Source organism: Streptococcus oralis (genome assembly GCF_003943415.1).
GTDB classification, from domain to species: Bacteria; Bacillota; Bacilli; order Lactobacillales; family Streptococcaceae; genus Streptococcus; species Streptococcus oralis_BJ.
In genome coordinates this window covers 37,770-51,164 of record NZ_RJPK01000002.1, presented here as the reverse complement: position 1 = coordinate 51,164, position 13,395 = coordinate 37,770, and the positions used below count along the sequence as shown (strand labels likewise).

Annotated in this window: 9 protein-coding genes; 8 read left to right on the top strand and 1 reads right to left on the bottom strand. The window is 42.6% G+C overall.

Annotated elements, in window-relative coordinates:
- The first annotated feature begins 14 nt into the window (after positions 1-14).
- Together pepA and D8801_RS02870 are read left to right on the top strand one after the other, a co-directional pair.
- Positions 15-1,079 carry a glutamyl aminopeptidase gene (gene pepA, locus D8801_RS02875; protein ID WP_125847734.1) on the top strand — a complete coding sequence of 355 codons (1,065 nt, stop codon included), beginning with the start codon at positions 15-17 and terminating at the stop codon, positions 1,077-1,079.
- A gap of 20 nt (positions 1,080-1,099) precedes the next feature.
- Positions 1,100-1,396: a bacteriocin immunity family protein gene (locus D8801_RS02870; RefSeq protein WP_125847732.1), complete on the top strand. Its 297-nt coding sequence runs from the start codon at positions 1,100-1,102 to the stop codon at positions 1,394-1,396.
- Between the two features lie 96 nt (positions 1,397-1,492).
- On the opposite strand, the gene D8801_RS02865 is transcribed toward D8801_RS02870, so the two are convergent.
- A complete protein-coding gene (locus tag D8801_RS02865) occupies positions 1,493-3,124 on the bottom strand; it encodes a Na/Pi cotransporter family protein (protein ID WP_096406070.1) in 1,632 nt (543 codons plus the stop codon).
- Positions 3,125-3,456: 332 nt separating this feature from the next.
- Between D8801_RS02865 and D8801_RS02860 the strand changes: the two genes are divergently transcribed.
- The 6 genes from D8801_RS02860 (at position 3,457) to hrcA (ending at position 13,378) form a co-directional block, all read left to right on the top strand.
- Positions 3,457-8,238 carry an endo-beta-N-acetylglucosaminidase gene (locus tag D8801_RS02860; RefSeq protein ID WP_125847729.1) on the top strand — a complete coding sequence of 1,594 codons (4,782 nt, stop codon included), beginning with the start codon at positions 3,457-3,459 and terminating at the stop codon, positions 8,236-8,238.
- Positions 8,239-8,467: 229 nt separating this feature from the next.
- The gene (locus D8801_RS02850; RefSeq protein ID WP_125847727.1) at positions 8,468-9,667 is read left to right on the top strand and encodes a phosphoglycerate kinase; all 1,200 of its coding nucleotides are present in this window, start codon (positions 8,468-8,470) and stop codon (positions 9,665-9,667) included.
- Positions 9,668-9,804: 137 nt separating this feature from the next.
- Positions 9,805-10,332, top strand: a complete 528-nt coding sequence (locus D8801_RS02845; protein WP_125847725.1) for an FUSC family protein — start codon at positions 9,805-9,807, stop codon at positions 10,330-10,332.
- Between the two features lie 76 nt (positions 10,333-10,408).
- Positions 10,409-10,768 (top strand): transcriptional repressor GlnR, encoded by a 360-nt coding sequence (glnR, locus tag D8801_RS02840; protein WP_125847723.1) that lies wholly within the window; start codon positions 10,409-10,411, stop codon positions 10,766-10,768.
- 36 nt (positions 10,769-10,804) lie between these two features.
- Entirely contained in the window at positions 10,805-12,151 is a 1,347-nt protein-coding gene (gene glnA, locus D8801_RS02835) for a type I glutamate--ammonia ligase (RefSeq protein WP_125847721.1), read from the top strand.
- A gap of 192 nt (positions 12,152-12,343) precedes the next feature.
- A complete protein-coding gene (gene hrcA / locus D8801_RS02830) occupies positions 12,344-13,378 on the top strand; it encodes a heat-inducible transcriptional repressor HrcA (RefSeq protein ID WP_125848195.1) in 1,035 nt (344 codons plus the stop codon).
- Positions 13,379-13,395: the final 17 nt, after the last annotated feature.

Genomic DNA, 13,395 nt, shown 5'->3' with positions numbered 1-13,395 from the left:
AAGAAGGAACTGATATGACAACATTATTTTCAAAAATCAAAGAAGTAACAGAACTTGCTGCTATCTCAGGTCATGAAGCACCTGTCCGTACTTATCTTCGTGAAAAGTTGACACCGCATGTGGATGAAGTGGTGACAGATGGTTTAGGTGGCATTTTCGGTATCAAGCATTCGGAAGCTGCGGATGCACCACGCGTCTTAGTCGCTTCTCACATGGATGAAGTTGGTTTTATGGTCAGTGAGATCAAAGCGGATGGTACCTTCCGTGTCGTTGAAATCGGTGGCTGGAACCCTATGGTGGTTAGCAGCCAACGCTTTAAACTCTTTACTCGTGATGGTCGTGAAATTCCCGTGATCTCAGGTTCTGTTCCTCCACATTTGACACGTGGAACAGGTGGACCAACTATGCCAGCTATTTCGGATATCATTTTTGATGGTGGTTTTGCGGATAAGGCTGAAGCAGAAAGCTTTGGAATCCGTCCTGGTGACACGATTGTCCCTGATAGTAGCGCAATTCTTACAGCCAATGAAAAAAATATCATCTCCAAAGCTTGGGACAACCGCTACGGTGTTCTCATGGTGAGCGAGTTAGCTGAAGCCTTGTCAGGTCAAAAACTCGGAAATGAACTCTATCTTGGTTCCAATGTCCAAGAAGAAGTTGGGCTTCGTGGGGCTCATACTTCCACAACTAAGTTTGACCCAGAAATCTTTCTGGCAGTTGATTGTTCACCAGCAGGTGACGTTTATGGTGGTCAAGGCAAGATCGGGGATGGAACCTTGATTCGTTTCTACGATCCAGGTCATTTGCTTCTCCCAGGAATGAAGGATTTCCTTTTGACAACGGCTGAAGAAGCTGGTATCAAGTACCAATACTACTGTGGAAAAGGCGGAACGGACGCTGGAGCAGCTCATCTGAAAAATGGTGGTGTCCCATCTACAACTATCGGTGTCTGCGCTCGTTATATCCATTCTCACCAAACCCTCTACGCGATGGATGACTTCCTAGAAGCTCAAGCTTTCTTGCAAGCCCTAGTGAAAAAATTGGATCGTTCAACAGTAGATTTGATTAAAAATTATTAAACATAAGAGAGGTGCTCGGAATGGCGGAAGTAAATCTAGAAAGCTTAATAAAAGATCTCTACAACCATGCCCGTCAGGGCTTGAGTGAAGATTTAGTCGCTGCTCTCCTAGAGACTGCTAAAAAACTACCTACTACAAATGAGCAATTACTAGCAGTCCGTCTCTCAGGTCTGGTCAATCTTGAGCTGTTCAGAAATCCCAAACACCCAGCACCTGAATTGATCAATTTGGCGCGCTTTATCAAAAGAGAAGAAGCCAAGTACAGAGGCACTGCAGTTTCTGCTATCATGTTTGGAGAACTCTTTAAAATGCTTTGATTCCACTGTGAATCAAAGCATTTTTTTATATGTCAGAAAAGACATTCTTGATGAGGAGACGAAAAAGCTATCCCATTCAGGATAGCTTTTTGATTATTAGATTTGTTCAGCGATGACCTTTTCAGCAAGGTTCATGGCGTGGTCAGATACACGAGTGTAGTGGGAAATGATGTCGATAAAGTTGACTCCAGCTTGTGTAGAACATTCACCCTTGTTAAGGCGTTTGATGTGGGTCTTTCTGAGAATGCGTTCCATATTGTTGATTTCTTTATGGCGTTCAATCAGACTTTGAGCTTTCTCAGTGTCGTTATTTTCCACACTATCAAGGGCATCTTTGATGAACTCAGTGGTAGCGTGATAAATCTCAGCTAGCTCTTTCAAAGCGGCCTCAGAGAACTGAACATTCTTGCGTTGGAGATAGTCTGTTAGGTTGATTAACCCTTCTGCGTGGTCTCCAATCCGTTCCAAATCACGAGACGAGTCAAGGATGTTGGTTAGGATTTCACTTTCCTTTTGGCTCAAGGATTCGCTTGAAAGGCTAATCAGGTAACGAGTGAGTTTTTCGTCAATTGTGTTAATAGCTTCTTCAGTCTTGTGGCCTTTCTCCGCTAGTTTTTCATCTAGATTGACGATGTAGTCGTAGGAAAGGTCAAAAGCTTTTGCAGCATAGTTCCCCAAGTGAAGCAGTTCTTTTTTTGCATTTCCTAGAGCGATAGAAGGAGCCTGTTTGATGAGTTGTTCATCCAAGTAGAGAGCTTCGTATTTGACAACTTCATCTTCACCAGGAATGAGCTTGGTCACAATGTAAGCCAAGGCACCGATGAATGGGAACTGGATAATGGTATTTGTAATATTAAAGGTTCCGTGAGCAAAGGCAATGGTCATTTCTGGAGCTAGATTGAGCGCCGATTCAAACCATTGAATCAAGCCCGTGAAAGGTACAAGGAAGACAATACAGATAACCGTACCAATTACGTTAAAGGCGACATGGGCACCGGCAACACGTTTGGCAGCGATATTGGCTCCAAGAGAAGCAATGATGGCTGTAATGGTCGTTCCGATATTATCACCAAACAAGACCGGTAGGGCACCTTGTAGGTCAATCAAACCACTTGCGTACAGGTTCTGTAAGATACCGATAGTTGCGGATGAAGCCTGAATGAGTAGGGTCAGTCCAGTTCCGACAAAGACACCTAGAATAGGACTCTTACTTAGTTCAACCATGTAGTCTCTAAAGACTTGCAGGTCTTTTAGGGGTTCCATTGCACCGCTCATAAGATTGAGAGCGAAGAAGATACCTCCTACACCAAAGATAATCCGTCCAATGTTATTGATGGAGCGATTCTTGGTGAAGAAGAGACAAACTGCTCCGATAAAGAGCATAGGTAAGGCGTAATCTCCTAGCTTAAAACCGATGATAAAGGATGTAACGGTGGTTCCAATATTGGCACCCATGACAATACCGATAGCCTGACGCAAGGTCAAAAGTCCTGCACTGACAAGTCCCACTGTAATGACTGTAACACCAGAACTTGATTGAATCAGCGCCGTCATACCGATACCAACCAGCACACCGAAGAAGGGATTGCTGGTATATTTGTCAATGTAAAAACGAAGGCGATCTCCAGCAGCTTGTTGCAAACCGTCTCCCATGGTCTTGATACTATATAAAAATAGTCCCAGACCACCTAAAAAGTGAAATAAAATTTCCTGCCAATTAATGGACATTTCTTTTTCCTCCGAAAAATAATAACGGAATTTCTCCTATTCTATTTTAAAGGATAAAAGTAAATCTCACAAGTGTTTAGCTGAAGTTTTCATGAGAAACAAGAACTTTCTTTTAAAATGAGAGATAGATTTCCTTTGAGATAGATGATTTATAGGATTGTGTCCAAATTTTACTGATTTTTATCCTAGTTATAGTTTTTATGTTAAATAGATTGACATCGCTTTCATATAGGATAAAATGAAGATAATCCTGTTCTGGTGGTGTGCACTGAGAACAGTTACTTTTTACCAAAAAGTAAAGCGCTTACTTTATATTTTATTAGGAGGATAAGATGAAAGATCTATTTTTTGAAAAACGTTGCCGTTACAGTATTCGTAAGCTGTCAATCGGGGCTTGTTCCTTGATGATTGGTTCAGCTCTATTTGCAAGCCCAGCTCTTGCTGAACAAGTCGCAGTCCCTGAAACAGCTGCAAATACGAGCGCCCAAGCTACAAGCGCTAGTGAAACAGCTAATCCAGATACTGCAGCCCTTGAAAAACAATTAGAGGAAACAGAGAACAAAGTAGCTGAGCAACCAATTTCAGAAAACACTCCAGCAATAACGGATCTGGTTAATGAAAAAGAAGAGGCAAAACCCGCTCCGGCAGATAATGCTGAAAAACCTGCTCAACCAACTGAAAAAGAAGAAGTCAAACCGGCGGAAGCTCCTCAAGTAGCTGAGAAGAAAGCCGACAAACCGACTCTAGCAGACGTTCCTAAAAATGAAGAAAAGAGTCTCCGACCAAAAGAAATCAAATTTGATACATGGGAAGATTTGTTGAAATGGGAACCGGGTGCGCGTGAGGATGATTCCATCAACCGTTCCTCAGTTGAACTCGCCAAGCGCCATAGAGGCCAGTTGGTTAATGAAAAAGCAAGCAGAAGAGCTAAAGTTCAGGCGCTAGCAAATACCAACTCGAAAGCTAAAGACCATGCTTCTGTTGGTGGAGAAGAATTCAAGGCCTATGCTTTTGACTACTGGCAATACTTGGATTCAATGGTCTTCTGGGAAGGCCTAGTTCCAACTCCAGATGTCATTGATGCCGGTCACCGCAACGGAGTTCCCGTTTATGGAACACTTTTCTTCAACTGGTCAAACAGCATTGCCGACCAAGAAAAATTTGCTGCCGCTTTGAAACAAGATGAAGATGGCACCTTCCCAATTGCACGCAAACTCGTTGATCTCGCTAAGTACTATGGATTTGATGGTTACTTCATTAACCAAGAAACAACGGGGGAATTGGTAGCACCTCTTGGTGAAAAAATGCGCCAATTCATGCTCTATACAAAGGAATATGCAGCTAAGGTCAACCATCCAATCAAGTATGCTTGGTACGATGCCATGACCTACAAATACGGTCGTTACCACGAAGATGGTCTAGGTGATTACAACTACCAGTTCATGCAAAAAGAAGGTGACAAGGTCCCTGCAGATCAATTCTTTGCCAATTTCAACTGGAACAAGGAAAAGAATGACCACTCTGTAGAGATGGCAAAATGGCTGGAACGTAGTCAATATGATGTCTTTGCAGGATTGGAATTGCAACAAGGCGGCTCTTATAAGACCAAAGTCAACTGGGATGCCCTCTTGGATGAAAAAGGCAAGTTGCGTTTATCACTTGGACTCTTTGCGCCAGATACCATTACCAGTCTAGGAAAAACAGGTGAAGACTACCACAAGAATGAAGATATCTTCTTTACAGGTTACCAAGGAGATCCAACAGCTCAAAAACCAGGTGATAAAGAGTGGTATGGAATTGCTAATTTGGTCGCGGACCGCACTCCAGCAGTAGGCCGGACCTTCACTACCTCCTTTAATACAGGACATGGTAGAAAGTGGTTTGTAGACGGTAAAGTTTCTAAGGATTCTGAGTGGAACTACCGTTCGGTTTCAGGTGTCTTACCAACATGGCGTTGGTGGCAGACTTCGACGGGGGGAAAACTCCATGCAGAATATGATTTTACAGATGCCTATAATGGTGGGAACTCCCTTAAATTCTCAGGTGATGTAGCTGGCAAGACGGACCAGGATGTGAGACTTTATTCTACTAAGCTAGAAGTAACAGAGAAAACCAAACTTCGTGTTGCCCACAAGGGAGGAAAAGGCTCGAAAGTTTATATGGCCTTCTCTACGACTCCAGATTACAAATTTGAGGATGCAGACGCATCGAAAGAACTGACTCTTTCTGATAACTGGACAAATGAAGAATTTGACCTTGGCTCACTAGCAGGTAAAACCATCTATGCAGTCAAACTCTTCTTCGAACATGAAGGAGCTGTAAAAGATTATCAGTTCAACTTAGGTCAATTAACAATTTCAGACAATCACCAAGCACCACAAGCGCCGACGGGACTTTCTGTTGTGAAACAATCTCTCAAGAATGCCCAAGAAGCTGAAGCGGTGGTCCAGTTTGCGGGTAACCAAGATGCAGATTTCTATGAAGTCTACGAAAAAGATGGGGATAACTGGCGTTTGTTAACAGGATCATCTGCTTCCACTATCTACTTGCCAAAAGTTAGCCGTTCTGCTAATGCGACTGGTACAACACAAGAATTAAAAGTCGTTGCAGTTGGTAAAAATGGACTCCGTTCAGAAGCTGCAACTGCGTCATTCAACTGGGGCATGACGGTTCAGGATACAACTCTCCCAAGACCCTTGGCTGAAAATATTGTTCCAGGTGCAACGGTTATTGGTAGCACCTTCCCAAATACTGAAGGCGGTGAAGGCATCGAAGGCATGTTGAACGGTACGATTACAAGTCTATCAGACAAGTGGTCTTCAGGACAATTGAGCGGTAGTGTCGATATTCGTTTGACCCAACCACGTCGTGTTGTCAGATGGGTAATGGATCATGCGGGAGCTGGTGGTGAGTCTGTTAACGATGGTCTGATGAACACCAAGGACTTTGATCTTTACTACAAGGATACAGATGGCGAGTGGAAACTAGCCAAGGAAGTTCGTGGCAATAAAGCGCACATTACAGATATCACTCTTGACAAACCAATCACCGCTCAAGACTGGCGTTTGCATGTCATTACATCTGATAACGGAACACCTTGGAAGGCCATTCGTATCTACAACTGGAAGATGTACGAAACCTTGGACACAGAAAGTCAAAATATTCCAATGGCTAAGGTAGCTGCTCGTTCACTTGGAAACCATCAAGTTCAACTAGGCTTCTCTGATGTTCCAGCAGGTGCAACCATCACCGTTTACGACAAGGCGAATTCACAAACACCGATTGCAACATTGAAGTCTGAAACTGGTGGCGATCTGGCAACAGCACCATTAGCCTTTGACAAACAACCAAATCTCCTCTACTACCGTACTCAACTACCTGGAAAAGAAATCAGTAACACCTTGGCTGTAGCGATTCCACAGGATGAAAGAAAAATTGCTGCGGTTAGCCTGGAAAAAGAACCTAAGAAGACAGTTTATAAAGAGGGAGAAAAACTTGATCTCAGAGGCGGAACACTCCGTATTCAATACGAAGGGGGACAAGCCGACGAGCTGATTAACCTTACTCACTCAGGTGTGACGGTATCTGGATACGACGCTCATCAAAAAGGGGAACAGAAGCTCACAGTCAGCTACCTTGGACTTCCAGTTACTGGTGATTTAAAGGTACAAGTGACTGGTCAAGATGAAGGAAAACCAAAAGAAGTAGCAGGTCTGTACATTACTAAGAAACCGAAAACGGACTATCTAGTAGGAGATCAACTGGATCTTGCAGAAGGTCGCTTTGGAGTTCTCTATGATGATGAGACAGAAGAAACTCACGGCTTTACTGATCAAGGTGTTGAAATCACGGGCTACGATGCTCAAAAGACTGGTCGTCAGACCTTGACCTTGCATTACAAGGGGCACACCACTGAGTTTGATGTCTTGGTTTCTCCAAAAGCAGCTGTCAACGATGAGTACCTCAAACAAGAAATCACTGCTGCCCAAGGCCGTCAGTCAACCCTTGCCTATACCTTCTCAAGTGAGGACAAACAAGCTGTACTAGCAGAGAAACTCAATGCAGCGAAAGCTGTTGCAGAAAACCATGATGCCAGTCAAGAAGAAGTCAACAAAGCCTTGAATGAATTGAAACAAGCTGGAGCGGACTTGGATGGAAATCAACGTTATCAAACTGCTAGAGAAGAATTGGAAGGCTTGCTCGAATCCGTCCGTGAAAAAGATTCTCAAGATGAGTTGATTGCCCAAGCTGAAGCTTTATTGTCTTCACAAACGCCAACTCCTCAAGTCTTTGCGGATATGAAAGAAAAGCTAAATAAGAAACTAGCTCCTGCAGAAGAAAGTCACCACGTTGGTAGCATGGATCCTAACGAAGGAGCTCCTACAGTAGAGGCTTTGCCTGAGCTGGTTGTTGAAACAGAAACAAAATCCTTTGAACGCCAAGAAAGACAAAATGCAGCCCTCCTCAAAGGTCAACGTCAACTTGTCCAAAAAGGAGAGGAAGGCCAAATTCGTCGTCTTGTAGAAGTAGATGCTCAAGGCAAACGGACCCTTCGTTCGACTGAAGTTGTCAAGGAAGCTCTCCCAGAAATTACCGAAGTTGGAACGAAAGTTCTCTCAAGAAACCAACCAGCTGAAGGTGTAAAAGATCTAGTTCACGAGAAACCAACTCTTAAAATTGAAGAAAAACCACTTGACTTCGAACATCAGGAACGACCAAATGCAGCCCTCCTCAAAGGTCAACGTCAACTTGTCCAAAAAGGAGAGGAAGGCCAAGTTCGTCGCTTTGTAGAAGTAGATGCCCAAGGCAAACGGACCCTTCGTTCAACTGAAGTTCTTAAGGAAGCTATCCCAGAAATCACAGAAGTTGGAACAAAAGAAGTGGCGCCAAGTCCAGGTAAACCTCATGCTGATACCCTCTCTAAAGAGCAAAAGGGACTTCCAGCTACACCAAGTACAAATGCTCCAACTGCAGAAGTGCCTGTCAAAGGTGAAGAAGCAAGCAAACAACTGCCAAATACTGGGGCAGAAATAGATGCCGGTCTAGTAGCGCTGGGTCTTCTCGGAGTGATGAGTGGCTATGGACTTGTAGCTTTGAAAAAGAGAGAAGATTAATCGGATTTAGAATTCTTGGATCTTCTCATATAAAACTAAAAATAAGGTTTGACTGCAGATCGGTCAAACCTTGTTTTAATTACTTATTTGATGAGGTCTTTCTAGAGTTTATTTAAAAAATACTAGTTTCAGTTGCAATAAAGAACCGGAAAAGTTTAAGGTTTTTCTATCTCTTTTGTTGATTTTGTGATATAATTAACACGTATAAAAAAAGAAGGAGTCATATCTAATGGCAAAATTGACTGTTAAAGACGTTGACTTGAAAGGGAAAAAAGTTCTCGTTCGTGTTGACTTCAACGTACCTGTTAAAGATGGCGTGATTACCAACGACAACCGTATCACTGCAGCTCTTCCAACTATCAAGTACATCCTTGAACAAGGTGGACGTGCAATCCTCTTCTCTCACCTTGGCCGTGTAAAAGAAGAAGCAGATAAAGAAGGTAAATCACTTGCTCCTGTAGCTGCTGACTTAGCTGCTAAATTGGGACAAGAAGTTAAATTTATCCCAAGTGTTACACGTGGTGCTGAATTGGAAGCTGCAATCAATGCTCTTGAAGATGGACAAGTTCTCTTGGTTGAAAACACTCGTTACGAAGATGTTGACGGCAAGAAAGAATCTAAAAACGATCCTGAACTTGGTAAATACTGGGCATCACTTGGAGATGGTATCTTCGTAAACGATGCATTCGGTACAGCTCACCGTGCACACGCATCTAACGTTGGTATCTCAGCAAACGTTGAAAAAGCAGTTGCTGGATTCCTTCTTGAAAACGAAATTGCCTACATCCAAGAAGCAGTTGAAGCTCCAGAACGTCCATTCGTGGCTATCCTTGGTGGTTCAAAAGTTTCAGATAAGATCGGTGTTATCGAAAACTTGCTTGAAAAAGCTGATAAAGTTCTTATCGGTGGTGGTATGACTTACACATTCTACAAAGCACAAGGTATCGAAATCGGTAACTCACTTGTAGAAGAAGACAAATTGGATGTTGCGAAAGCTCTTCTTGAAAAAGCAAACGGTAAATTGATCTTGCCAGTTGACTCAAAAGAAGCAAACGCATTTGCTGACTACACTGAAGTGAAAGACACTGAAGGTGAAGCAGTGGATCCAGGCTTCCTTGGATTGGATATCGGTCCTAAATCTATCGCTAAATTCGACGAAGCTTTGACTGGTGCGAAAACAGTTGTATGGAACGGACCTATGGGTGTATTTGAAAACCCTGACTTCCAAGCTGGTACAATCGGTGTGATGGATGCTATCGTGAAACAACCAGGCGTGAAATCAATCATCGGTGGTGGTGACTCAGCTGCCGCAGCGATCAACCTTGGTCGCGCAGACAAGTTCTCATGGATCTCTACTGGTGGTGGAGCATCAATGGAACTTCTTGAAGGTAAAGTATTGCCAGGATTGGCTGCACTTACAGAAAAATAATCTTTCGTAAATGAAACGATGAAAAGAGGAACTTTGTTTCCTCTTTTTCTTGTAGCTTGAATTAAAAACGTTTCCGATTGATTTTGGCTCATAAAATCAACTAAATTATGATAAAATGGAAATAGAAAGTTGAGATTATGGGTTATTTTAAAAAATATAAATTTGATAAGTCACAGTTCAAGCTTGGTCTACGAACCTTTAAAACCGGAATTGCTGTTTTTCTAGTTCTCTTGATTTTTGGATTTTTTGGTTGGAAGGGGCTTCAAATTGGGGCTTTGACAGCAGTCTTTAGTTTGAGAGAAAGCTTTGATAAGAGTGTCCATTTTGGAACTTCACGTATCTTAGGAAATAGCATCGGAGGTTTTTATGCTTTTGTCTTTTTCCTCTTAAATACCTTATTTCAAGAAGCCTTTTGGGTGACCTTGCTGATTGTGCCAATCTGCACCATGTTAACCATTATGACAAATGTCGCCATGAACAATAAGGCGGGAGTTATTGGTGGTGTAGCAGCTATGTTGATCATTACCCTATCGATACCGAGCGGGGAGACGATTTTGTACGTGTTTGCGCGTGTATTTGAAACTTTTATGGGTGTTTTTGTCGCAATACTCGTAAATTATGATATTGATCGCTTCAGAAATCTTTTTGAGAAAAAAAGAAAATAATGTTATATTTTATGACATTATCAATTGACGTATGTCTTTTTTTAGACTATAATAGACAGGAAGAAGGAAATTGTAAATGAAGGAAAGAGAATTTCGCCGAAATATGGCTGTTTTTCCTATCGGCAGTGTTATGAAATTAACCGATCTCTCGGCGCGTCAGATTCGTTATTACGAAGATCAAGAGTTGATAAAGCCTGATCGAAACGAAGGGAACCGTCGCATGTATTCTTTGAATGACATGGATCGTTTGCTTGAAATCAAAGATTATATTTCTGAAGGTTTCAATATCGCTGCCATTAAGAAAAAATATGCTGAACGCGAGGCGAAGTCCAAGAAAGCCGTGAGTCAGACGGAAGTGCGTCGCGCACTTCACAATGAACTCCTCCAGCAGGGACGCTTTGCTTCAGCGCAGTCCTCCTTTGGTCGTCGCGGTTAGGCAATCGCAAGTAGTCATATATTAAGGAGAAAACCCATGCCAATCACAGCTGCAGATATTCGTCGTGAAGTCAAGGAAAAAAATGTTACCTTTATCCGTCTCATGTTTTCAGATATTCTGGGAACTATGAAAAACGTCGAAATTCCTGCTACAGATGAACAGTTAGATAAAGTCTTGTCAAACAAAGCTATGTTTGATGGATCTTCTATTGAAGGTTTTGTACGTATCAATGAGTCAGATATGTACTTATACCCAGACTTGGATACATGGACAGTCTTCCCTTGGGGAGATGAAAATGGAAGTGTTGCAGGTTTGATCTGTGATGTCTATACAACAGAAGGAGAACCATTTGCAGGTGACCCTCGTGGGAATCTGAAGCGTGCACTTCGTCATATGGAAGAAGTGGGATTCAAATCCTTCAACCTTGGTCCAGAGCCAGAATTCTTCCTATTTAAACTCGATGAAAATGGCGATCCGACTCTTGAGGTAAATGATAAGGGTGGCTACTTTGATTTGGCACCTACTGACCTTGCAGACAATACGCGTCGTGAAATCGTGAATGTCTTGACCAAAATGGGATTTGAAGTAGAAGCGAGTCACCACGAGGTTGCTGTTGGACAACATGAAATTGACTTCAAGTATGATGAGGTCCTCCGCGCTTGTGACAAGATTCAGATCTTTAAGCTTGTTGTTAAAACCATTGCTCGTAAACACGGTCTTTACGCAACCTTTATGGCGAAACCAAAATTTGGTATCGCCGGATCAGGTATGCACTGTAATATGTCCTTGTTTGATGCAGAAGGTAACAATGCCTTCTTTGATCCAAATGATCCAAAAGGAATGCAGTTGTCTGAAACGGCCTACCATTTCCTTGGTGGTTTGATCAAGCATGCTTACAACTATACTGCCATCATGAACCCAACGGTTAACTCCTACAAACGTTTGGTTCCAGGTTATGAAGCGCCTGTTTATATTGCTTGGGCTGGTCGTAATCGCTCGCCACTTGTGCGCGTACCGGCTTCACGTGGTATGGGAACTCGTCTTGAGTTGCGCTCAGTAGACCCAATGGCAAACCCATATATCGCTATGGCAGTTCTTTTGGAAGTTGGTTTGCATGGTATTGAAAACAAAATCGAAGCACCAGCTCCTATAGAAGAAAATATCTACATCATGACAGCTGATGAACGTAAGGAAGCTGGAATCACAGACCTTCCGTCAACGCTTCACAACGCTTTGAAAGCTTTGACTGAGGATGAAGTGGTCAAGGCAGCCCTAGGTGACCACATCTATACGAGCTTCCTTGAAGCCAAACGTATCGAGTGGGCTAGCTACGCAACCTTTGTTTCACAATGGGAAGTTGATAATTATCTTGACCTTTACTAATATAGAAGAAAGATTGCCTGAGGGCGGTCTTTTTTTCTAGGTCTTTAGACTGATTTTTAGCACTCTTGATAAAAGAGTGCTAATTTTTTGAGTTTTTGTCTTGACATTCTCTTTTAAGGGTGTATAATAGAATCATAAGTTAGCACTTGGGTGTATCGAGTGCTAATCAATCTGACAGAGGGGAGTGATGAGATGGTTACAGAGCGTCAGCAGGATATTTTGAATCTGATTATTGACATCTTTACCAAAACGCACGAACCTGTCGGATCCAAAGCACTACAAGAGTCTATTAACTCTAGCAGTGCAACCATTCGTAATGATATGGCGGCTCTAGAAAAGCAAGGTTTGCTTGAGAAAGCTCATACTTCTAGTGGTCGGATGCCAAGTGTCGCTGGTTTTCAGTACTATGTAAAACATTCACTGGATTTTGACCGACTGGCTGAAAATGAGGTTTATGAGATTGTTAAAGCCTTTGATCAGGAATTTTTCAAACTGGAGGATATTCTGCAAGAGGCTGCCAATCTACTAACAGACCTAAGTGGCTGTACGGTAGTGGCTCTGGATGTTGAGCCAAGTAGACAGCGCCTGACAGCTTTCGATATTGTCGTTCTAGGACAACATACTGCTCTTGCAGTTTTCACCCTAGACGAGTCTCGAACGGTTACCAGTCAGTTTCTGATTCCAAGGAATTTCTTGCAAGAGGATTTGCTGAAACTGAAGACCATCATTCAGGAACGTTTCCTCGGTCACACCGTTTTGGATATTCACTACAAGATTCGGACGGAGATTCCGCAGATTATCCAGCGTTACTTTACAACAACGGACAATGTTATCGATCTCTTTGAACACATTTTTAAGGAAATGTTCAATGAAAACATTGTGGTGGCGGGCAAGGTCAATCTCTTGAATTTTGCCAATCTAGCAGCCTATCAGTTTTTTGACCAACCACAGAAGGTAGCCTTGGAAATTCGTGAAGGTCTGCATGAAGATCAGATGCAAAATGTTCGTGTTGCAGATAGTCAAGAATCCTGCCTAGCTGATCTAGCAGTGATTAGCAGTAAGTTCCTCATTCCTTATCGAGGTTTTGGGATTTTGGCGATTATCGGTCCGGTCAATCTGGATTACCAGCAATTGGTCAATCAACTCAATGTTGTCAATCGAGTCCTAACTATGAAACTCACAGATTTCTACCGCTATTTGAGTAGTAATCACTATGAGGTGAGTTGAACATGAAATTACACAAA